The 20380-nt window shown below is 54.2% G+C and carries 22 protein-coding genes and 1 pseudogene; 16 read left to right on the top strand and 7 right to left on the bottom strand.

Annotated features, from left to right (window positions below; translation table 11 throughout):
• Positions 1-24 precede the first annotated feature (24 nt).
• Genes ACZAHD_RS14770 through ACZAHD_RS14780 form a run of 3 tightly spaced genes read left to right on the top strand, consistent with a single transcriptional unit; the run spans position 25 to position 1292 of the window.
• Positions 25-294, top strand: a complete 270-nt coding sequence (locus ACZAHD_RS14770; RefSeq protein WP_462457463.1) for a hypothetical protein — start codon at positions 25-27, stop codon at positions 292-294.
• 9 nt (positions 295-303) lie between these two features.
• Positions 304-741, top strand: a complete 438-nt coding sequence (locus ACZAHD_RS14775) for a PTS sugar transporter subunit IIA (protein WP_462457445.1) — start codon at positions 304-306, stop codon at positions 739-741.
• Positions 738-1292, top strand: coding sequence for a P-loop nucleotide/nucleoside kinase family protein (locus ACZAHD_RS14780; RefSeq protein ID WP_462457446.1), 555 nt, complete (start codon positions 738-740; stop codon positions 1290-1292). Before ACZAHD_RS14775 ends, ACZAHD_RS14780 begins: the two co-directional genes overlap by 4 nt.
• Before the next feature lie 30 nt (positions 1293-1322).
• On the opposite strand, the gene ACZAHD_RS14785 is transcribed toward ACZAHD_RS14780, so the two are convergent.
• Both ACZAHD_RS14785 and ACZAHD_RS14790 read right to left on the bottom strand, forming a co-directional pair.
• On the bottom strand, positions 1323-1646 hold the full coding sequence (locus tag ACZAHD_RS14785; protein WP_462457447.1) for an AzlD domain-containing protein: 324 nt from the start codon (positions 1644-1646) through the stop codon (positions 1323-1325).
• Positions 1646-2305, bottom strand: a complete 660-nt coding sequence (locus tag ACZAHD_RS14790) for an AzlC family ABC transporter permease (protein WP_462457448.1) — start codon at positions 2303-2305, stop codon at positions 1646-1648. Before ACZAHD_RS14790 ends, ACZAHD_RS14785 begins: the two co-directional genes overlap by 1 nt.
• A 100-nt stretch (positions 2306-2405) precedes the next feature.
• Between ACZAHD_RS14790 and ACZAHD_RS14795 the strand changes: the two genes are divergently transcribed.
• The 10 genes from ACZAHD_RS14795 (at position 2406) to yiiM (ending at position 13485) form a co-directional block, all read left to right on the top strand.
• Positions 2406-2954, top strand: coding sequence for a helix-turn-helix domain-containing protein (locus ACZAHD_RS14795; protein WP_462457449.1), 549 nt, complete (start codon positions 2406-2408; stop codon positions 2952-2954).
• Between the two features lie 226 nt (positions 2955-3180).
• Positions 3181-4392: a ribokinase gene (locus ACZAHD_RS14800; protein ID WP_462457450.1), complete on the top strand. Its 1212-nt coding sequence runs from the start codon at positions 3181-3183 to the stop codon at positions 4390-4392.
• A 15-nt stretch (positions 4393-4407) separates the two neighbouring features.
• Positions 4408-5331, top strand: coding sequence for a dihydrodipicolinate synthase family protein (locus tag ACZAHD_RS14805; protein ID WP_462457451.1), 924 nt, complete (start codon positions 4408-4410; stop codon positions 5329-5331).
• A gap of 15 nt (positions 5332-5346) precedes the next feature.
• The gene (locus tag ACZAHD_RS14810; RefSeq protein WP_462457452.1) at positions 5347-5835 is read left to right on the top strand and encodes a NanQ anomerase/TabA/YiaL family protein; all 489 of its coding nucleotides are present in this window, start codon (positions 5347-5349) and stop codon (positions 5833-5835) included.
• Positions 5832-7109 carry an MFS transporter gene (locus ACZAHD_RS14815; protein WP_462457453.1) on the top strand — a complete coding sequence of 426 codons (1278 nt, stop codon included), beginning with the start codon at positions 5832-5834 and terminating at the stop codon, positions 7107-7109. Before ACZAHD_RS14810 ends, ACZAHD_RS14815 begins: the two co-directional genes overlap by 4 nt.
• A gap of 105 nt (positions 7110-7214) precedes the next feature.
• Positions 7215-8210, top strand: coding sequence for a substrate-binding domain-containing protein (locus ACZAHD_RS14820; protein ID WP_462457454.1), 996 nt, complete (start codon positions 7215-7217; stop codon positions 8208-8210).
• Between the two features lie 113 nt (positions 8211-8323).
• Positions 8324-10447 (top strand): alpha-galactosidase, encoded by a 2124-nt coding sequence (locus tag ACZAHD_RS14825; RefSeq protein WP_462457455.1) that lies wholly within the window; start codon positions 8324-8326, stop codon positions 10445-10447.
• A gap of 41 nt (positions 10448-10488) precedes the next feature.
• A complete protein-coding gene (locus tag ACZAHD_RS14830; protein WP_462457456.1) occupies positions 10489-11754 on the top strand; it encodes an oligosaccharide MFS transporter in 1266 nt (421 codons plus the stop codon).
• Positions 11755-12118: 364 nt separating this feature from the next.
• Positions 12119-12739: a superoxide dismutase [Mn] gene (sodA, locus tag ACZAHD_RS14835; protein ID WP_462457457.1), complete on the top strand. Its 621-nt coding sequence runs from the start codon at positions 12119-12121 to the stop codon at positions 12737-12739.
• Between the two features lie 71 nt (positions 12740-12810).
• The gene (yiiM, locus tag ACZAHD_RS14840; RefSeq protein ID WP_462457464.1) at positions 12811-13485 is read left to right on the top strand and encodes a 6-hydroxyaminopurine reductase; all 675 of its coding nucleotides are present in this window, start codon (positions 12811-12813) and stop codon (positions 13483-13485) included.
• A gap of 117 nt (positions 13486-13602) precedes the next feature.
• On the opposite strand, the gene cpxA is transcribed toward yiiM, so the two are convergent.
• Both cpxA and cpxR read right to left on the bottom strand, forming a co-directional pair.
• Positions 13603-14976, bottom strand: coding sequence for an envelope stress sensor histidine kinase CpxA (gene cpxA / locus ACZAHD_RS14845; RefSeq protein ID WP_004869367.1), 1374 nt, complete (start codon positions 14974-14976; stop codon positions 13603-13605).
• On the bottom strand, positions 14973-15671 hold the full coding sequence (cpxR, locus tag ACZAHD_RS14850) for an envelope stress response regulator transcription factor CpxR (protein WP_004203671.1): 699 nt from the start codon (positions 15669-15671) through the stop codon (positions 14973-14975). Before cpxR ends, cpxA begins: the two co-directional genes overlap by 4 nt.
• A 155-nt stretch (positions 15672-15826) precedes the next feature.
• On the opposite strand from cpxR, the gene cpxP reads away from it, so the two are divergent.
• From cpxP to pfkA, 3 genes are all read left to right on the top strand, one after another.
• Positions 15827-16330: a cell-envelope stress modulator CpxP gene (cpxP, locus tag ACZAHD_RS14855; RefSeq protein ID WP_462457458.1), complete on the top strand. Its 504-nt coding sequence runs from the start codon at positions 15827-15829 to the stop codon at positions 16328-16330.
• A gap of 157 nt (positions 16331-16487) precedes the next feature.
• Positions 16488-17384 (top strand): CDF family cation-efflux transporter FieF, encoded by an 897-nt coding sequence (fieF, locus tag ACZAHD_RS14860; RefSeq protein ID WP_462457459.1) that lies wholly within the window; start codon positions 16488-16490, stop codon positions 17382-17384.
• A 202-nt stretch (positions 17385-17586) separates the two neighbouring features.
• A complete protein-coding gene (pfkA, locus tag ACZAHD_RS14865; RefSeq protein ID WP_462457460.1) occupies positions 17587-18549 on the top strand; it encodes a 6-phosphofructokinase in 963 nt (320 codons plus the stop codon).
• A gap of 63 nt (positions 18550-18612) precedes the next feature.
• Here the strand turns inward: pfkA and rraA are convergent, their stop codons facing one another.
• From rraA to hslU, 3 genes and pseudogenes are all read right to left on the bottom strand, one after another.
• On the bottom strand, positions 18613-19098 hold the full coding sequence (rraA, locus tag ACZAHD_RS14870; RefSeq protein ID WP_462457461.1) for a ribonuclease E activity regulator RraA: 486 nt from the start codon (positions 19096-19098) through the stop codon (positions 18613-18615).
• A 92-nt stretch (positions 19099-19190) separates the two neighbouring features.
• Positions 19191-20117 carry a 1,4-dihydroxy-2-naphthoate polyprenyltransferase gene (gene menA / locus ACZAHD_RS14875; protein WP_462457462.1) on the bottom strand — a complete coding sequence of 309 codons (927 nt, stop codon included), beginning with the start codon at positions 20115-20117 and terminating at the stop codon, positions 19191-19193.
• A gap of 68 nt (positions 20118-20185) precedes the next feature.
• Positions 20186-20380 (bottom strand): annotated as a pseudogene (hslU, locus tag ACZAHD_RS14880) (HslU--HslV peptidase ATPase subunit); the annotation flags it as partial.

Consider the following 20380-nt stretch of genomic DNA (forward strand, 5'->3'; position numbering starts at 1 on the left):
CACCCGTCAGGGCGGGAGAAGATTATGTTTCAATCACTGAAAGCGTTGTGGAAAAAAGAGAATCATCCGCCGCAGGATTATGATCGTCTGTCCCGCGAGCTGGCTGAAGAAATAAAAATGCTGGAAAATGAACTACAGGGCCAGCCTGGCAATGGTCAGATCCAGAAGGCATTGATGCTGAAGTATAACCGGGCGCTATCGGTGTATGCTAAAAGCAAAATTCATCGTCAGGATATCGACGCGCTATTTATTCGTATTGATGAGTTACGCAATATTATTCGCCGCAATATCTAGGGAGGCGTAATGATCATAAAAGATTTACTGATTGAGGCCGATGCCATTCAGGTCGGCGTGATGGAGTCTGACTGGCGCAGGGTGATTGAGTTGGCTGCCAGTCCCCTGGTGGCGAACGGGTATATCTCTGAAAGTTATAGCAAGGCGGTTATTGATAATACTCTCAATCATGGTGCTTATTACGTGTTCGAAGAGGGAATTGCCATTCCGCATGCCAGACCGGAATGCGGTGTGAAGCGGAATTGCTTTAGCCTGGTGGTATTAGATAAACCGATTCAATTTGCCGGAAGCGACAGGGCGGATATCGTCATTATGTTCGGCGCGCAGGATAGCAATGCGCATATCGAAGAGGGCATTCGGGCGATTGTGGCGCTACTGGACAATAACGAAACCATGGCCAGGCTTCGCGCTGCCAGTACCCGAGAAGAGGTGATTGCATTGTTATGAACAGACATCTCACTGCAGGCTGTAAAACCGTGATCTTAATTAACGGCGTCCCTGCTTCGGGAAAGAGCACAATAACTCAGGCGCTAGCGCAAACTTTTGGCCTGCCGCTTCTGACCATTGATGAGATTAAAGAGCCGTTTATGGCCTGCTTTACCGACATCGATCGGCCTTTTAACCGTCAGTTGGGATGCGCGGCCTATGAGGCTATCTGGTCGATCATCGGGCATTCGCCAGCCAACGTTATCTGGTTAATCGACGCCTGGTTCGGTTTCCAGCCCCGGGAAACTCTGCAACGACTGCTGCATCAGGCGGGGGTTGAGAACGTGGTTGAGATCTGGAATCAAATCTCTCCTCAACTTGCCGTGTCACGCTATGCCGCGCGTCTGCAGGATCGTCGGGCGGGCCACCCCGGAGAAGAATATCTGCCGGAGCTGGCCCTGTTGGCTGAACGGGCTGAGCCGATGCGACTTGGCCCGGTCTTCACGGTCGATCAACAGCAACCGCTGGATATTGTCAGGCTATCGGAGTGGATTAAGCAGACGCTAGGGTGACCGATGGTCTGATTGCCGGGCCTGTCCGGCTTAGGCAAGCCCGGCCATACGCAGCAGCGCGGTGACTACCGCCGCCGAAATAATTACCACGATCAGCGGCATCTTGCGCCAGGCAAGAAAGACGGCGAAACCAACGCCCAGTACCCGCGCCATGCCGGCAAAATGTTCACCTTCATAAAAGGTGGTCGCCAGAGCCACAGAAAACAGCAATACCGTCGCTGCATCGGAAAGCAGCGCCTGAGAACGTTCAGAAAGCGCTAAACGATTGCCGAGCTTCGCCCCACCCAGACGCATCAAATAGGTCCCTGCCGATAAAATCGCCATGCCGACGATGAACAGCGTGATATCAGCCATTATTTTTTCCTCGTCATCAAACCAAACAAAGAGAGCAGCACCGGCAGACCCACCGGGGAGAAGGGAACGGTGGCAAGGGATAGCGCCGCGCCGCTGCAGGCGCGGATTAAGGTGCTGCGGTTTTTAAACGCCGGAACCACCAGCGCCAGCAAAATCGCCGGGAATACCGCATCCAGACCAATGGTTTCCGGGGCGGGCAACAGCTTGCCGACCATGGCGCCGAGCAGCGCCCCCACGGGCCAGATAATCGCCACGCCCAGGCCGCACAGCCAGTAGGCGGCTTTACGCTGTTCCGGCGTTTTTTGCGAGAGCCCGAACACCACGCTCTCATCATTCATAATATGGCAACCCAGCAGGCTGACGCCGCGTTTACCGACCAGGTCGCGCACCGTGACGCCGAACGGAATATGGCGGGCGTTGACCAGCAAGCCTGCTGCCGCAGCGGCTAGTGGGTTCCCGCCGCTGGCGATAATGCCGATAAACATAAATTCGGAAGCGCCCGCCAGTACCGAAAGGGAGAGCGCAAACGGAACCCAGACCGGGAAGCCATAGGCCATCGCCAGCGAACCGTAGGACATGCCGACGACGCCAACCGCCAGGCATACTAACGCTATCGCTTTGCTGGTGTCTGCTTTGAGACAGGAGAAGTGCTGCTTCATACTATTTAGCCATATCGAACGAATTTCCATTATAATGAACGCATCAGTATTAATTTTCAAGTCGAACGAATCGTTCGGTATACAAAACACGGAGCCGTGTATGACACAGCCAATTAACCTGATTGCCAAAAGTCTGGTACGTGAACGTGCACGTACCGGGCTGTCGCTGGCGGAAGTGGCGCGCCGGGCGGGTATTGCCAAATCAACATTATCGCAGCTGGAATCGGGCAACGGTAATCCGAGCCTGGAGACTCTGTGGGCCCTCTGCGTCGCGCTCGATATCCCTTTTGCACAGTTGCTGGAGCCGCAGGCGCAAAAGACACAGGTATTGCGTCGTGGGGAAGGGACCCGGGTGGTGGCCGAACAGGCCCATTACCAGGCCATTTTGCTGGCGACCTGCCCGCCGGGCGCTCGCCGCGATATCTATTTATTACTGACGCAGCCAGGCGCTGACCGGATTTCTCACCCCCATCCACCGGGGTCGGTTGAGCATATTATTATCACCCAAGGGCGCGCGCGGGTCGGGTTGACCGAAGCGCCGGAGGAGTTGGGGGAGGGAGATTACATCTGCTATCCGGCGGATCAGGAACATGTTTTCCAGGCGCTGGAACCGGATACCCAGGCACTGTTGGTGGCTGAGCATAATTAATTTTAATGACATTCTGCGTATATATTTGTGATATGCAGAATGTTATATCGTTAAATATATTAATAACATATATTATTTTGCACTCTACAGAATCTGGAATCTCTCTTTCTGTTCACTCCTTCTTATCCTTTTTGTTTGCTTCCGTTTCTTCTGGAAACATGGGATTGATATCACTCTTCCTCCCTTGGGGGGTTCGTATACTGCAATGGTGATATCGGGGTTAATTATGTTTCTTGAAGAACGTAGAAAGTCTATTTTGCGATATTTGGATGAGCACGAGCGGGGCTATGTAAATTATTTCGCTGCTCATTTTAATGTCACTAAAGAAACGATACGCAGTGATTTGAATACTCTTGCTGATATGGGGTTGGTGCAGCGCTGTTATGGCGGAGCAATTATATTACGCCGCAGTTTGCAGGCTGAGCTTATATCGGAAACCGGTGATAGTTTTGAGGTGCTGTTGCAACCTGTTAATCACCGAAAACCACAAGGTAATGAACGAAAGAAAGGAAAGTTTATGCAGGGTAAGGTATGTGTATTTGGCTCGTTCAATGTTGACATTGTGGCTAAGGTTGCGCGCTTTCCGCGGGGAGGCGAGTCGATAATGGCGCTGGGTAGCAGCCTGGGGCCGGGTGGGAAAGGTGCGAACCAGGCAACGGCCGCCAGTAAAGCCGGCGCTCAGGTGCATTTTGTCGCCAAGGTGGGTAAAGATCAGTTCAGTAATTTAGCCGCAGATCATTTAACTCGCTCAGCAATTCACTCTTACACGCTTTATCAGTCTGAGAGTGAGCCAACCGGCAATGCAATTATTTACGTTTCTCAGGAGAATGGCGAAAATATGATTGCTATTTATTCTGGGGCAAATACAACTATTACCTATAATGAAATTCAGAAAATTGTTCCGGAATTATCTTCTTCAGACGTTTTATTGGTTCAACTTGAAAATAATTTCGATGCAACTCATTCGCTAATAAAAATAGCTCATGATCTGGGAAAACGAGTTATTCTTAATCCAGCGCCCTATTCTGCTGAAATTATCCCCAGTATTCCCTTTGTCGATGTCATTACACCAAATGAAACGGAAGCGTCTTTATTATCAGGAATTGACATCAACGATCTTGATACGGCAAAAGAAGCGGCGCTTCGTATTGCCGAGTTGGGCGCTAAAAAAGTGCTGATTACCATGGGGTCGCGTGGTGCGCTGCTGCTGGACAATCGCCAGTTCAGCCATATACGCGCTTTCCCAGCCGTCACCGTGGATACCACCGGCGCTGGCGATGCATTTAACGGTGCTCTGGCCGCTTCGCTTGCCGCCGGAAACAGTCTGGTGCAGGCCGCAACCTGGGCCTCCGCCTTTGCCTCTCTGGCTGTTGAGCTGGAAGGGGCATCCAACATGCCTGATTTTGAACAGGCAAACGCACGACTCCGTACCCTCTGAACTCGGGAAAATAATATGAAAACGATCAACGGTATTGTTCCAGTAATGCTGACGCCATTTACAACTGACGATCGGATTGATTATCCGGCGCTGGCGAAATTAATCGACTGGTATCTGGAGAAGAGAGTTGATGCGCTGTTTGCCGTCTGCCAGTCAAGCGAAATGCAGTTCCTTTCCTTAGAAGAACGCGTTGAACTCGCGCATTTTGTTGTGCAGCACGTGAACGGTCGTATTCCGGTTATCGCCTCTGGCCATATCAGCGATGACATTGAAGCGCAAAAATCCGAGCTGTTGGCGATGGCGCAGACCGGTATTGATGCTTTGGTACTGGTGACTAACCATCTCGATCCGCGTAATGAAGGCAGCGAAGTCTTCTACGCAACGCTGAATACGCTGTTAGATACGTTGCCAGCCTCGTTACCGCTCGGTCTTTACGAGTGTCCGGCGCCTTATCGCCGCCTGCTTAGCGATGATGAATTTACCTGGTGCGCTAACAGCGGTCGCTTTGTTGTACTGAAAGATGTGAGCTGCGATCTACCGACCGTTGAACGTCGCGTACGTCTGGCTCAGGACACGCCGCTTAATGTTATTAATGCCAACGCAGCGATTGCCTGGCCGGCGATTATGGCTGGGTCACAGGGTTTTAGCGGCGTGTTTACCAACTTCCACCCTGAACTATATAGCTGGCTGTGGCGCGAGGGGAAAAACCAACGCGCATTAGCCGATGAGCTGGCGATTTTCCTCTCTCTGGGGGCGGTCACTGAAACGCTGGGCTATCCGAAAAACGCCAAAATCTATCATCAGCGCCTGGGGACGTTTGACAGTATCACCTGCCGGGTTAACAAGGATGATGTGCTGAATAAGTTCTGGGGGCTGTCGGTGATTCTCGACCAGATTCGCGCCGGAACAGAACAGTGGCGCCAGCGTATCGCGGGCTAAGCAGAGGATGCCATTATGATCGTAACCAGTCTTAAGGCATGGCCTGCACAGGCATCGGCTTACCATCCGGTAATTCGTCAGGCACTGGCTTTCCTCGCTCAGAACGATTTTCAGGATTTCGCGCCGGGTAAAATTGACCTGATCCCCGGCAAGCTATTCTGTCTGTTGCAGGAGATGGATAGCGTACCTTTTGAAGAGGCGCGCCCGGAGTCGCACCGTCAATTTATCGATATTCAGTACCTGATCTCCGGTCAGGAGCGCATGGGGGTCAGTCGTGTAGAAAGCGGACTGCATACCGTGGTTGATGACCGTACGCCGCAACAGGACATTATGTTCTGGCAGGTTGAAGAAGAAGAGATGCAGGTAATGTTAACACCCGGTATGTTCGCGATGTTCTTCCCGGAAGATATCCATCGCCCGTGTTGCCATCCCCAGGATGACGTAACCCCTCTGCGTAAAGCGGTCATCAAAATCGATCGTGCGTTACTGGAGGAGGCGGTATGAGCATCGTAAATTCGACTTCTGCTACGGCCATGGCGCCGCCGAAGATCTCCCGACGCCGCTGGGGGATTATTTTGATTCTGCTGCTGGCTGCAGTTGTGAACTACCTTGACCGCGCCAACCTGAGTATTGCCAATACCACTATTTCGAAGGAGTTTGGTTTCTCCGGCACTGAAATGGGCCTGTTGCTGTCGGCATTCCTCTGGCCATATGCTCTGGCAAATCTGCCCGCCGGATGGCTGGTAGACCGCTTTGGTCCTAAGAAGATGTTCACCGGCGCGTTGACGCTGTGGTCCGCCGTGACTTTCTTGATGGGATTTGTCAATACCTACAGTTTTTTCTATGGTCTACGGGTGCTGCTGGGGATCGCTGAGTCGCCGTTTTTTACTTCAGGTATCAAGATCACCCAGAGCTGGTTTTCCGATAAAGAACGCGGACTACCGACATCGATCATCAATACCGGTTCGCAAATCGCTAACGCCGTCGCGCCGCCACTGCTGACCATTCTGCTGCTATGGGTCGGCTGGCGCGGGATGTTTATTGCTGTCGGTCTGCTGGGGATTCCGTTAGTGCTGGCATGGCTGAAGTTTTATCGTGACCCGGATGCACGGGAAGCGATGCTGATCCATACCGGTAAAGTCGCTGCGACTACGGTGGATAAACCGCAGGTAAGCTGGGGTGCGCTGTTCCGCAACAAAACCACCTGGTTCATGATCTCCGGCAACTTCTGCATCATGTTTACTATCTGGGTTTATCTGACGTGGCTGCCCGGTTATCTGGAAACGTCGCTGGGCTTCAGCCTGAAGCAAACGGGTTTTATTGCATCGATTCCATTTTTTGCCGGTATTCTTGGCGTCCTGTGTGGTGGGATGCTCTCTGATCGCCTGGTGCGTAAAGGCGTTAACGCCGTAACGGCGCGGAAGGTACCGATTGTGCTGGGGGCGGCAATGGCGGCCTGTTTTGTGATGCCAATTCCGTTTGTCAGCAACAGTGGTACCGCGATTACGCTGCTGACGCTGGGCTATTTCTGTTCGCAAATGCCGTCCGGGGTTATTTGGGCGCTGGCGGCGGATATGGCACCAAAAGAGCAGGTTGCTTCTCTCGGCGCGATCCAGAACTTTGGCGGTTTCCTTGGGGCAGCGCTGGCACCCGTGATCACTGGGATTATCCTTGATGCTACCGGCCAGTTCACCAATGTCTTTATTCTCGGTGGCTGCCTGCTGTTCCTTGGTGCCTGTCTCTATGGGTTCTTTGTGCGCAAACCCCTGGCGCAGTAGTTCTTTCCTCAGACAAAGCGCCGACCGGCGCTTTGTCGCTCTTGCTGGACGCCATCTCCGTATTGCGGGAAACTAGCCGCATTCTCCGCGAAGACAGGGATACATATGTCGCTGAAAGCCATTGCTAAAGAACTTGGGATCTCGGTCACCACCGTCAGCCGGGCGTTAAACGGCTATGACGATGTGTCACAGGAGACGCGTGCCCGCGTGGAGGCGGAAGCAAAACGGCGCGGTTATCGGCCCAATACTTTCGCCCGGCGTCTTAAAATGGGCAAAATCGATGCCGTGGGTCTGGTGTTTCCCGTGCGTCCGGCGCCGCTGAATAACACGGTGTTTCTCGAGATGGTCGGGGAGATTAGCCACGAGCTGGCGCGTTATGAAATTGATTTGCTGCTGATCGCGGATGATGAGCAGGCGGATAAACATGGTTATATGCGCATGGTGCAAAGCCGGCGGGTCGATGCGCTGATCGTGGCGCACACGCTGGATGACGATCCGCGTCTGACGCAACTGCTCTCCTCCGGATTTCCTTTCCTCGCTCTTGGCCGCAGCCGCCTGCCGCAGCCCTACGCCTGGTTTGATTTCGATAATTATGCCGGGACGTATCGCGCGACCCGCCACTTAATCAGCCAGGGCCATCGGCGGATCGCCCTGCTGGGGGAAAACAACAGCCAGGCGTTTATCACTCAGCGACGTAACGGTTATCTGGACGCCTTGCGCGAAGCCGGTCTGTCCGAAAGCTGGCTGCGCAGCGTGCCGCCCACTCGACGCGGCGGATACCAGGCTACGCTGGAGCTTTTGCGCCTGCCGGAGCCGCCGACGGCGATCGTCACTGACTGCAATACCCACGGAGATGGCGCGGCAATGGCGCTCTCACAACTGGGTCGACTGACCGGCGATAGCCGCGTGTCATTAGTGGTTTATGACGGATTGCCGCAGGACAGCATTATCGACACTCAGGTCGCTGCCGTCATTCAGTCCACCCGTCAGGGCGTCGGTCGGCAGATTGCTGAGATGGTCCGGCGGCTAATCGCCGGTGACGACCTCTCCTCTTTACAGGTGCTCTGGCAACCTGAATTCATCCCAGGCGCAACCGCCTGATCGTCTTTCCGCAACGTTAATTTCTGCACTCGATCACGGATCCGAAACGTTTTGATTGTTTACCGAAACGTTTCGGATCAACAGTAAGGCATTCCTTGTTGTGGAGATGTCCGATGTCTGATTCGATTTTACGTCTGCAAAGCGCCACGGTTGATGTGGTGATCAAAACCCAGCCGTTCGCCGAAATTATCTACTGGGGGCCGCATTTAGCTCACTTTTCGCCGCAGGATGCTGCTACGCTTGCTCGCCCGATCGCCAACGGTCGCCTTGATGTTGATTCGCCGCTCACCTTAATGGCCGAGCCGGGTCACGGGTTGTTCGGCGCGCCGGGAATTGAAGGGCATCGTCAGGGGCTGGATGGTTCGCCGGTCTTTGTTACTACCGGGGTTTTCCAGGAGGGGCAGTGCCTGACGCTGATCGGCGAAGACAGGCAGGCCGGTCTGCGTCTGGATAGCGACATTGAGCTTGATAGCAGCGGCGTCCTGCGCGTCCGACATGGCTTAACCAATCTTCGCCCGCAGCCCTGGCAGGTCGATCGGCTGGCCGTGACGCTGCCGGTTGCCGAGCGCGCCCGCGAAGTTATGGCGTTCCACGGCCGGTGGATTCGCGAATTTCAGCCGCATCGTCTGACCCTCGAGCATGACAGTTTTGTGCTGGAAAATCGCCGTGGTCGCACTTCCCACGAACATTTCCCGGCGCTGATTACTGGCAGCCCGGCGTTTTGCGAAATGGAGGGAGAGGTCTGGGGAGTACATCTGGGTTGGAGCGGCAACCACCGTCTGCGGGCGGAGGTGAAAACCGACGGTCGCCGCTACCTGCAGGCGGAAGCCTTGTATCTGCCGGGCGAAATAGCCCTCGCAGAAGAGGAAACATTGTGGACACCCAGCCTCTATGCCAGCTATTCCGCGCAGGGGCTGAACGGCATGAGTCAGCAGTTCCACCGCTATCTGCGTGAGCAGATCATTCGTTTTCCGGGCAATAAACCACGACCGGTGCATCTCAATACCTGGGAAGGGATTTACTTCGACCATGACCCGCAATACATCATGCGTATGGCGGATGAGGCGGCGGCGCTGGGCGTCGAGCGTTTTATCATCGACGACGGCTGGTTTAAAGGGCGCAACGACGACTGGGCGGCGCTCGGCGACTGGTATCTTGATGAGAAGAAATACCCTAATGGTCTGACGCCGGTAATTGAACATGTGAAATCACTGGGCATGGAGTTTGGCATCTGGGTTGAACCGGAAATGATTAACCCAAATTCGGATCTCTATCGCGCGCACCCGGACTGGGTACTTGCGCTGCCGGGCTACACGGTGCCGACCGGACGTCATCAGTATGTTCTGAACCTGAATATCCCTCAGGCCTTTGACTATCTGCTGGAGCGGATGAGCTGGCTGCTGGGCGAGCATGCGGTTGATTACGTGAAGTGGGATATGAACCGCGAGCTAGTGCAGCCGGCGCATAACGGCAAAGCGGCGGCCGACGCGCAAACCCGCCAGTTTTATCGCCTGCTGGATACCTTAGTGGCCCGGTTCCCGCACATTGAGTTTGAATCCTGCTCTTCTGGCGGTGGGCGCATTGATTACGAGGTGCTTAAACGTAGCCATCGCTTCTGGGCTTCCGACAATAACGATGCGCTGGAGCGGAATACCATCCAGCGCGGCATGAGCTACTTCTTTCCGCCGGAAGTAATAGGGGCGCATATCGGCAACCGCCACTGTCACGCCACTTTCCGTCAGCACAGCATTGCTTTTCGTGGTCTGACCGCGCTGTTTGGTCATATGGGGCTGGAGCTGGATCCGGTGAGCGCCGATGAACAGGAGCGTGCCGGCTACCGTAAGTATGCGGCGCTGCATAAGCAGTGGCGCGACGTGATTCACCGTGGCGTGCAGTGGCGGCTGGACATGCCGGACACCACAACCCTCGCGCAAGGCGTGGTCAGTGAGGATAAGCGTCAGGCGCTGTTTCTGGTGAGCCAGCTGGCAATGCCGGATTACAGCCTGATGGCGCCGCTGCGCATTGCAGGTCTGGAGGCGGGTGCGCGGTATCACATTACGCTCCTTGATCACCCCAATATTCAGATAACGGGGGAGGGCGGCCACACCATGCGCAAGCTACCGGCGTGGATGACCTCACCGCAGACCGTAAGCGGTGAGTGGTTGCAACAGGCGGGCCTGGCGTTGCCCATTCTTGACCCGGAAAGCGCCATTCTGATTGGTCTGCAACGCGTGTGATGGCAATGGGCCGCCCGGCGGCCCTTATTGAGGAATGTAAAATGAACCCGACCGCCTGTACCCATAAAAACAACCCTAACTTCTGGATTTTCGGGCTGTTCTTCTTTCTCTACTTTTTCATCATGGCCACCTGTTTTCCGTTTCTGCCGATCTGGCTATCGGACGTTATCGGCCTGAACAAAACCGAAACCGGCATTGTGTTTTCCAGCCTGTCTCTGTTTGCGATTTGTTTTCAGCCGGTGCTGGGCGTTATCTCGGATAAGCTGGGGCTAAAGAAGCATCTGATGTGGGTCGTCTCCGTCCTGTTGGTGCTGATTGCGCCGTTCTTCCTCTACGTGTTTGCTCCGTTATTAAAAACCAATATCTGGGCCGGCGCGTTAAGCGGCGGCGCTTATATCGGTTTTGTGTTTTCCGCGGGCGCCGGAGCGATGGAGGCGTACATCGAGCGCGTCAGCCGGAATAGCGGGTTTGAGTACGGTAAAGCGCGTACCTTCGGCTGCCTGGGATGGGCATTGTGTGCGACCACGGCGGGCATGTTGTTTAGCGTCAATCCGGAATGGGTTTTCTGGATGGGATCGGCCGCGGCCTTGCTGCTGCTGATACTGGTGACGATAGCTAAACCGCAGGCCAGCCAGGCAACCCAGGTGCTGGATTCCCTGGGGGCCAATCGTTCCGCCGTGGATTTGAAAACCGCGGTACGCATGTTCCGCCAGCGGAAAATGTGGATGTTTATTTTGTATGTGGTTGGCGTGGCTTGCGTCTATGACGTGTTCGATCAGCAGTTTGCCACTTTCTTTAAGTCCTACTTCGCTACGCCGGAAGCGGGAACCCGGGCGTTTGGTTTTGCGACCACTGCCGGGGAGATTTGCAATGCCATTATTATGTTCTGCTCACCATGGATTATTAACCGCATCGGCGCGAAGAATACGCTGCTGATTGCCGGGATGGTGATGGCGGCAAGGATGATCGGTTCATCATTCGCCACGACGGCTACTGAAGTGGTGGCGCTGAAAATGCTCCATGCGCTGGAAGTGCCGTTCCTGCTGGTGGGAGCATTTAAGTACATCACCGGCGTTTTCGATACTCGCCTGTCGGCGACGATCTACCTGGTCGGTTTTCAGTTTGCCAAACAGGTGGCAGCGATTTTCCTCTCCGCGTTTGCCGGCAATATGTATGACCGGATTGGCTTCCAGGACACCTATCTTATCCTCGGTGGTATCGCGCTGGTGGTGACGGTTATCTCGGCGTTCACGCTGTCGGGTAAAGCCGCCCTGGGCAGCGTTGAGGGCAAGGCGATGACGACCTGATTCCCGGACAGAGCGCGGCGTGGCCGCGCCTGGCAAATGCGTAAAAACACCCATCGTAATCGCGTGATTCATTGATTTTATCCACATCTGTTTTTTTATCGGGTAAATCTTCTTCCGATACGATGAGTGTAAAAATCAGTCAGTTTTCTCGCCTTCAGACTGTTGCCATGTGAAGGCGGACTCTGGCAACCAACAACGTAATCACTTGTTCCAGCTCACAAAAATGTGGGTATACCCTGCGGTTATAACCTTATTAAAAATACGGCATTGATAAGCGTTTTCAATATCATTTAATTAACTATAATGAACCAACTGCTTACGCGGCATTAACACTTCCTGCCGCTCGACAATAATGGAGATGATTATGAGTTATACACTGCCAGCCCTGCCGTACGCTTATGACGCCCTGGAACCACACTTTGATAAGCAGACGATGGAAATCCATCACACTAAACATCATCAGGCCTATGTTAACAACGCCAACGCTGCGCTGGAGAGCCTGCCGGAATTTGCTAATCTGTCTGCTGAAGAACTGATCACCAAACTGGATCAGCTGCCGGCTGACAAAAAAACCGTGCTGCGTAACAACGCGGGCGGCCACGCTAACCACAGCTTGTTCTGGAAAGGTCTGAAAACCGGTACCACCCTGCAGGGCGACCTGAAAGCCGCTATCGAACGTGATTTCGGTTCCGTTGACAACTTCAAAGCGGAATTTGAAAAAGCGGCAGCGACCCGCTTTGGTTCTGGCTGGGCATGGCTGGTGCTGAAGGGCGACAAACTGGCCGTGGTTTCGACCGCTAACCAGGACTCCCCGCTGATGGGCGAAGCTATCTCCGGCGCTTCCGGCTTCCCGATTCTGGGCCTGGATGTTTGGGAACACGCTTACTACCTGAAATTCCAGAACCGTCGTCCGGACTACATCAAAGAGTTCTGGAACGTGGTTAACTGGGACGAAGCAGCAGCGCGTTTTGCCGCCAAAAAATAAGGTTGCATTGTGCTGAACGAGAAGCGAGTCTGATGACTCGCTTTTTTTATATCCGCAGCAAAGGAGCGGCGATGCACTATCCGGTGAATGTCTTTGTGGGCAAGGTAAGGGATTACGACGGCCGCCGTCCAAGCGCCATCGGTAAAATTCAGATCGATGGTGAACTGACCCTCGGCGAACTGGGGCTGGAGGGAGATGAACAGGCGGAGAAGAAAATACATGGCGGGCCGGACCGCGCGCTGTGCCACTATCCTCGTGAACACTACGCCCATTGGGCTCTTGAACTTCCGCAGCAGGCGGATCTTTTCTGCGCTCCGGCGTTTGGCGAGAATCTCTCGACCGAAGGACTGACGGAAAAAGACGTCTGTATCGGCGACATCTTCCGCTGGGGAGAGGCGCTGATTCAGGTGACGCAGCCGCGTTCACCGTGCTTCAAGCTTAACGATCACTTTGCCGTCAGCGATATGGCGCAGCTTATGCAGAACAGCGGTAAAACCGGCTGGCTGTATCGGGTCGTGGCGGGCGGACGGGTATCCGGCGATGCGCCGCTGGAGCTGGTTTCCCGGCTAAGCGATGTGAGCGTCCATGAGGCGGGTGCCATTGTCTGGCATATGCCGTTCGATGATGAACAATACCATCGTCTGCTCTCGGCGGCTGGGTTGTCGGTGAGCTGGAGCCGTACCCTGCAGAAGCGGCGCCTGAGCGGACAGATAGAAGACCATTCACGCAGATTGTGGGGCAAATGATTCCCCGCGGGCCGTAGCGCTGACGCGCTTTGCCCAGGCTACAAAGCGACCTGTCCACCAACGTTTGTGAATTCGTATAGCCCGGATAAGCGTAGTGTAATCCGGGACACATACTCATCAGGTCCGTTTATACAGCGGCAGCCAGATGGTCAAGCGCAAACCGCCTAACGGGCTGTCATCGGCTTTGACCCAGCCGCGATGCTGCTGAATCGCGGCCTCAACAATCGCCAGCCCCAGACCTGTGCCGCCGGACTCGCGATCGCGCGCCTCGTCGGTACGATAGAACGGACGGAAAATCTGCTCACGATCCTCCGGACTGACGCCCGGGCCGTCATCATCGACGTTAACCGTGATGCCGTCTTTATCCACCGAAAAACTGACCGAAATTTTGGTGTGCGAGTAGCGCAACGCGTTACGTACGATATTTTCCAGTGCGCTTTCCAGCGCATTGGGATTGCCGTACAACGGCCAGGGGCCCGGCGGATACTCGACGGTGAAGGATTTTCCCACCTGTTCGGCTTCAAATGCCGCGTTATCCAGTACTTCGCCCCACAACTGATTGGCTTTCACCGTTTCACTGACCAGCGCGTTGTTCGCCTGATTGCGCGACATCACCAGCAGATCGTTAATCATACTGTCCAGCCGGTGGGCCTCGGTCTCAATACGCTCAAGCTCTTTGCTCTCACCACTGCGACGGCGCAGTAAGGCCGTTCCCAGCTGCAGGCGCGTGAGCGGCGTACGCAGCTCGTGGGAAATATCGGACAACAGGCGCTGCTGACCGGTCATCATACGTTCCAGCGCCGTGACCATCTGGTTAAAACTGGCTCCGGCGGCTAAAAACTCCTGCGGACCAGCTTCCAGTTCCGGATGTTGACGCAGGTTGCCCTGGGCGACCTCATCGGCGGCGTTTTTCAATTTGCGAGCCGGTTTGGCCAGACTCCACGCCAGCCACAGCAGCAGCGGCGAACTGACCAGCATCGTAACGATAAGCAGGAGCAACGGGCGGTCGAACAACAGGTTGATAAAGTCTGACTGGGATGTGCTTGCAGGGCGGATCAGATAGAGCTGGTAATTATCTTCCCCATCCCTGACGGAAAACGGCCCGACCATCTCCAGACGGCCATAGCGTTTTTTCTGCGGATGATCGGCATTATCGGCCTGGCCGATAAAGTTGCGAATGATCTGCATTTCGTTGCGTTCTGCACCGATAACGCGGCCTTCGCTGGTTACCAGCAGTAAACGCTGCCCCGGCGGAGCCCACTTATCGATAGCGCGAAATAGCCGACGCCACCACATCAGGTCATTGGGGGGATCGGTCGCCAGTTCGGCCTCGACGTGCTGTTCGATCATGGTGCCCTGCCGCTGTTCGCTCTCCAGCAGTTCGGTCATCTGGCGCGAGTCCAGCTTGGGCAACATCAGAACCAGCATCAACACCAGCGCCAGCGTGAGCCAGAAAATAGCGAAGATGCGTGCGGTTAAACTTCCTATCATGAAGCCGAAACCATCAGGTAGCCGCGTCCGCGCAGGGTTTTAAACCACGGATGGCCATCTTTGCGTTCCGGCAACTTACGACGCAGATTGGAAATATGCATGTCGATGGCGCGATCGAACGGCGTCAGGCGTTTTCCCAGGACTTCCTGGCTCAGATGTTCACGAGAGACAACCTGGCCAAGATGTTGCGCCAGCAGGTAGAGCAGGGTGAACTCCGTGCCGGTCAGTTCCAGGGTCTGACCATCGAAATTGGCTTCCTGGCGGCCAGGGTTGAGGCTCAAGGCGTCAACTTCCAGGGTCGGGGAACCGGCTTCGGTGGTTTGCTGCTGCTCACTCCAGTGAGAACGTCGCAGAATCGCGCGTATACGCGCCACCAGCTCACGATCGTTGAAGGGCTTAGGCAAGTAATCATCCGCGCCCAGCTCGAGGCCGAGAACGCGATCCAGCTCGCTGCCGCGGGCGGTTAGCATGATAACCGGGGTTTGGTGTGTCTGACGTAACTCTTTAAGCGTATCGATACCGTTTTTCTTCGGCATCATCACATCAAGCAAAAGTAAATCGATGCTGTCGTCCAGAAGGGCCAGCGCCTGTTCCCCGTCATGGGCCACGAGCACGTTAAATCCTTCCATATCGAGCAGCTCTTTTAACAGGGAGGTGAGCTCCCGGTCATCATCAACTAACAGGATTTTATTCATTGTTTAAATACCTCCGAGGCAGAAATTACGTCATCAAGGCTCGCTAATCCATGACTTTACGTTGTTTTACACCCCCTGACGCATGTTTGCAGCCCGAATCGTAGACTGTATCTCGTTGAATCGCTACACAGACACAAATGTATTGGGAGTATGTGATGCGCAATGTTATTGCTGCCGTCATGGCCTCAACGCTGGCGCTAAGTGCATATAGCCAGGCCGCTGAAGTCGTCACCAGCGTTAACTGGCTCCCTGGAGATGACGGGGCGCAGCGCACCAGCCAGAGTCATATGTTTGACGGCATAAGTTTAACCGAACAGCAACGCCAGCAGTTACGAGATCTTATGCAACGGGCACGCCATGACAGGCAACCCATTAATGTTAGCGAAATGGAGACAATGCATCGTCTTGTCACCGCAGAAAATTTTGATGAAAACGCTGTGCGCGCTCAGGCTAATAAGATGGCGCAAGAACAGGTTGCTCGCCAGATTGAAATGGCAAAGGTTCGCAACCAGATGTACCACCTGTTAACGCCGGAGCAGCAAGCGGTTCTTAATGCTAAACACCAGCAACGAATGGATCAGTTGCGTGAGGTTGCAAGGATGCAAAAAGGTTCAGCAACCATGTTGTCGAGTAGTAGTAATACCATGCAACCCCAGTAGTAGACCCTGTTTTCCTTGCCATAGACACCATCCCTGTCTTCCCCCACATGATGTGGGGGTTTTTTTTGCCTGTAATTAAGCGAAACGCCTCCCGCCTTGCTCCTCGTTGTGACAAAAGTTCAGGTTATACTAAGCGCATCGCCGAAAAGGAGTATATATGAATCAATCTTATGGGCGGCTGGTGAGCCGTGCGGCTATTGCGGCAACGGTGATGGCGTCCGCGTTACTTTTGATCAAGATTTTTGCGTGGTGGTACACCGGGTCAGTGAGTATTCTGGCTGCGCTTGTGGACTCGCTGGTGGATATTGCCGCCTCGTTAACGAATTTGCTGGTCGTGCGTTATTCGCTCCAGCCTGCTGATGAGGAGCATACTTTTGGCCACGGTAAGGCAGAATCACTGGCCGCGTTGGCACAAAGTATGTTTATCTCCGGGTCGGCCCTGTTTCTGTTTTTGACCGGTATTCAGCACCTGGCGCGTCCGGAGCCGATGCAGGCGGCGGGTGTCGGTATTGCAGTGACGCTGATCGCGCTGGTCAGTACGATGGTGCTGGTCACGTTCCAGCGTTGGGTGGTCAGAAAAACGCAAAGTCAGGCGGTGCGGGCAGATATGCTTCATTATCAGTCTGATGTTATGATGAACGGTGCAATTCTGGTGGCGCTGGGTCTCTCCTGGTATGGTTGGCATCGTGCCGATGCGCTGTTTGCTCTCGGGATTGGCATCTATATTTTATATAGCGCTTTGCGTATGGGTTATGACGCCATTCAGTCGTTGTTAGACCGCGCGCTTCCTGACGAGGAACGTCAGGAAATTATCCATATTGTGACCGAATGGCCAGGTGTCAGCGGGGCACACGATCTACGGACGCGGCAGTCAGGGCCGACTCGCTTTATTCAAATACATTTGGAAATGGAAGATAATCTCCCGCTGCTCCAGGCACACGTTATTGCCGAGCAGGTGGAGCAGGCGATTCTGCACCGTTTCCCGGGTTCTGATGTCATTATCCATCAGGATCCCTGTTCTGCGGTGCCGCTGGCGCAGCAGGGCGTTTTATAAGCCTTGGGTTATAGTCTGTAAGCTCGATGTAAAGTGTGGGGCAGATCGGCATTTTTTGTATAAATTACCGCCATTTGGTCTGACCTGAATCAATTCAGCCAGAAGCGTTTGATATACTATTGCAATTATCGTCGTGCACTCCTGGTGAAGGAGCGCTTCAGGCAACAGGATTATTTTTTGCTTCCTAAGTTCAGAGGTAGTCATGATTAAGAAAATCGGTGTATTGACAAGTGGCGGTGATGCTCCGGGCATGAACGCAGCAATTCGTGGCGTTGTGCGCGCAGCATTAACGGAAGGTCTGGAAGTTTTTGGAATCTATGACGGTTACCTCGGCCTGTATGAAGATCGCATGGTTCAGCTCGACCGCTATAGTGTTTCCGACATGATCAACCGTGGCGGCACTTTCCTCGGGTCAGCACGCTTCCCGGAATTCCGTGAAGAACATATTCGCGCCGTTGCGCTTGAGAACATGAAAAAGCGTGGCCTGGATGCTCTGGTCGTTATCGGCGGTGATGGCTCTTATATGGGGGCGATGCGCCTGACTGAAATGGGGTTCCCGTGCATCGGCCTGCCTGGCACCATCGATAACGATATCAAAGGCACTGACTATACCATCGGTTTCTTTACCGCACTGAGCACCGTGGTGGAAGCAATTGACCGTCTGCGTGATACCTCTTCTTCCCACCAGCGTATTTCTGTTGTTGAAGTGATGGGTCGTTATTGCGGCGATCTGACTCTGGCCGCGGCGATTGCCGGGGGTTGCGAGTTCATCATGGTGCCGGAAGTGGAATACTCGCGTGACGATCTGGTCGCTGAAATCAAAGCGGGCATCGCCAAAGGTAAGAAACACGCGATTGTGGCCATTACCGAACATATGTGCGACGTGGATGAACTGGCGCACTACATTGAGAAGGAAACCGGCCGCGAAACCCGTGCAACTGTTCTGGGTCACATTCAGCGCGGTGGCTCCCCGGTCCCTTATGACCGTATCCTGGCATCCCGCATGGGCGCCTACGCGATTGAACTGTTGTTGCAGGGCTTTGGTGGCCGTTGCGTCGGTATTCAAAACGAGAAGCTGGTGCACCACGACATCATCGACGCGATTGAGAACATGAAGCGTCCGTTTAAAAACGACTGGTTGGATTGCGCGAAGAAACTGTACTAATTCTGGCGTGAAACAAACGAAAAGGCCTTCTCAGAGAAAAGGCCTTTTTTATTAGTGGGCGGACTATTCGATATCCAGTGCATCCTCGGACAGGATGATCCCGGTATTATCGGCATACAGATGATCACCGGAGAAGAAGGTCACACCGCCGAAATTGACACGTATATCGCTTTCGCCGATACCTTCGCCAGCGGCCCCCACCGGAATAGCGGCCAGCGCCTGGATGCCAATATCCAGATCTTCAAGGTCGTCAACCTGACGTACCGCGCCATAGACGACTATCCCTTCCCACTCATTTTGTACGGCAAGACGCGCCAGGTCAGCGTCAATCAACGCGCGTCGGACGGAACCCCCGCCATCGATCAGTAAGATGTGACCACGGCCGTTCTGTTCGAGCATATCGTATAGCAACCCGTTATCCTCGAAACATTTCACCGTGATGATTTGTCCACCAAACGACGACCGTCCCCCAAAGTTGGAGAACAGAGGTTCCACTACGTTGACATCCTCCTGGTAGATGTCACAAAGCTCGGAAGTATCGTATTTCATAGGCTTAACGTTCAGTTGCTGCGAGAGATTTTAGTATATCTCGCGAATCATACTGTTGGCAAAATCATCAATTGTTAATTGATATTTGTCAGTTAACCCACCAGCTTGCTGCAAATAATCCCAATGACAAACAGTAGGTTGGTCAACAGTGCAGCTTTTACCGTGCGTTCCAGCATCGGGCGCATCGCCACCGGCTCGCGCTCGCGCATCACAAATCGCGCCTGCTTCACCAGCAGCGGCGTGGCGAGCAGGAACAGCCAATCCCATAGACTATGCAGAGAAATCAGAGTAAACAGCGCCAGGCACAGCGGCGCGCCGATGAGCAGGCAAGTATGATAACGGCGGGCGTTGAGCGGCCCCAGACGTACCGCCAGCGTGTTTTTGCCGTTCTCTCTGTCGCTGTCGATATCGCGCAGATTATTGATATTCAGCACCGCGGCGGCTAACAGGCCACAGGCGGTGGCGGGCAGGAAAATGGTTGCTTCAATCGTGTGGGCCTGGAGATACCAGCTCCCTGCAACGCTGAGCCAGCCAAAGAATACCAGCACAGAGATATCGCCAAGGCCAATATAGCCATAAGGCCGGGTGCCGACGGTGTAGGTGATCGCGGCGATAATCGCTAAGCTTCCCAGTACCATAAAACCAATAAAATCGGCCATCGTCTGCCAGGCGCAGAACAATAATGCCAGTCCGGAGAGGCAAATCAGCACCACGGTGACAATCAGCGCGCGTTTCATCTGCGCTTGGGTGATGGCCCCTTTTTGCATGCCGCGTAGCGGCCCGATACGGTCGGGTTTATCGCTGCCCTTAACGGCATCGCCATAATCGTTGGCCAGGTTGGATAAGATTTGCAGCAGGCCGGCGGTTATTAGAGCCAGTAGCGCGACCCAGGGATCGAAGTACCCCTGTTGCCACGCGAGCGTCGTACCGACAACAATGGCGGAAAAGGCCAGTGGTAGCGTTTTTGGCCGCAGGCTTTCCAGCCAGGCCTGGGTTCGGTTTATCGGTTGTTCAGTCATAATTCCTGGCTAAAAAAATGGGGCTATATATAGCCCCATCGATTGTGATGAAAATACATTGAACCGGATTATAGGATAAAACGGCTCAGATCTTCATCCGCCACCAACACATCCAGATGCTTACCAACATACCCGCCATCAATAATGATGCTCTGGCCACCCATTTCGCTGGCGTCAAAGGAGATGTCTTCAATCAGACGCTCCAGTACGGTGTGCAGGCGACGTGCGCCGATGTTTTCGGTGGTTTCGTTAACCTGCCATGC

The sequence above is a fragment of the Raoultella sp. genome (assembly GCF_039594335.1).
Lineage (GTDB): Bacteria > Pseudomonadota > Gammaproteobacteria > Enterobacterales > Enterobacteriaceae > Klebsiella.

What these genes read in the sequence shown, in the direction of transcription:
- cpxR (WP_004203671.1), bottom strand. Translation starts at nt 15,671, where the DNA reads ATGAATAAAATCCTGTTAGTTGATGATGACCGGGAGCTCACCTCCCTG.
- ACZAHD_RS14790 (WP_462457448.1), bottom strand. Translation starts at nt 2,305, where the DNA reads ATGAAGCAGCACTTCTCCTGTCTCAAAGCAGACACCAGCAAAGCGATA.
- ACZAHD_RS14820 (WP_462457454.1), top strand. Translation starts at nt 7,215, where the DNA reads ATGTCGCTGAAAGCCATTGCTAAAGAACTTGGGATCTCGGTCACCACC.
- rraA (WP_462457461.1), bottom strand. Translation starts at nt 19,098, where the DNA reads ATGAAATACGATACTTCCGAGCTTTGTGACATCTACCAGGAGGATGTC.
- ACZAHD_RS14805 (WP_462457451.1), top strand. Translation starts at nt 4,408, where the DNA reads ATGAAAACGATCAACGGTATTGTTCCAGTAATGCTGACGCCATTTACA.
- ACZAHD_RS14795 (WP_462457449.1), top strand. Translation starts at nt 2,406, where the DNA reads ATGACACAGCCAATTAACCTGATTGCCAAAAGTCTGGTACGTGAACGT.
- cpxP (WP_462457458.1), top strand. Translation starts at nt 15,827, where the DNA reads ATGCGCAATGTTATTGCTGCCGTCATGGCCTCAACGCTGGCGCTAAGT.
- ACZAHD_RS14800 (WP_462457450.1), top strand. Translation starts at nt 3,181, where the DNA reads ATGTTTCTTGAAGAACGTAGAAAGTCTATTTTGCGATATTTGGATGAG.
- menA (WP_462457462.1), bottom strand. Translation starts at nt 20,117, where the DNA reads ATGACTGAACAACCGATAAACCGAACCCAGGCCTGGCTGGAAAGCCTG.
- ACZAHD_RS14775 (WP_462457445.1), top strand. Translation starts at nt 304, where the DNA reads ATGATCATAAAAGATTTACTGATTGAGGCCGATGCCATTCAGGTCGGC.
- ACZAHD_RS14785 (WP_462457447.1), bottom strand. Translation starts at nt 1,646, where the DNA reads ATGGCTGATATCACGCTGTTCATCGTCGGCATGGCGATTTTATCGGCA.
- ACZAHD_RS14830 (WP_462457456.1), top strand. Translation starts at nt 10,489, where the DNA reads ATGAACCCGACCGCCTGTACCCATAAAAACAACCCTAACTTCTGGATT.
- sodA (WP_462457457.1), top strand. Translation starts at nt 12,119, where the DNA reads ATGAGTTATACACTGCCAGCCCTGCCGTACGCTTATGACGCCCTGGAA.
- yiiM (WP_462457464.1), top strand. Translation starts at nt 12,811, where the DNA reads ATGCACTATCCGGTGAATGTCTTTGTGGGCAAGGTAAGGGATTACGAC.
- ACZAHD_RS14815 (WP_462457453.1), top strand. Translation starts at nt 5,832, where the DNA reads ATGAGCATCGTAAATTCGACTTCTGCTACGGCCATGGCGCCGCCGAAG.
- ACZAHD_RS14770 (WP_462457463.1), top strand. Translation starts at nt 25, where the DNA reads ATGTTTCAATCACTGAAAGCGTTGTGGAAAAAAGAGAATCATCCGCCG.
- pfkA (WP_462457460.1), top strand. Translation starts at nt 17,587, where the DNA reads ATGATTAAGAAAATCGGTGTATTGACAAGTGGCGGTGATGCTCCGGGC.
- cpxA (WP_004869367.1), bottom strand. Translation starts at nt 14,976, where the DNA reads ATGATAGGAAGTTTAACCGCACGCATCTTCGCTATTTTCTGGCTCACG.
- ACZAHD_RS14780 (WP_462457446.1), top strand. Translation starts at nt 738, where the DNA reads ATGAACAGACATCTCACTGCAGGCTGTAAAACCGTGATCTTAATTAAC.
- fieF (WP_462457459.1), top strand. Translation starts at nt 16,488, where the DNA reads ATGAATCAATCTTATGGGCGGCTGGTGAGCCGTGCGGCTATTGCGGCA.
- ACZAHD_RS14825 (WP_462457455.1), top strand. Translation starts at nt 8,324, where the DNA reads ATGTCTGATTCGATTTTACGTCTGCAAAGCGCCACGGTTGATGTGGTG.
- ACZAHD_RS14810 (WP_462457452.1), top strand. Translation starts at nt 5,347, where the DNA reads ATGATCGTAACCAGTCTTAAGGCATGGCCTGCACAGGCATCGGCTTAC.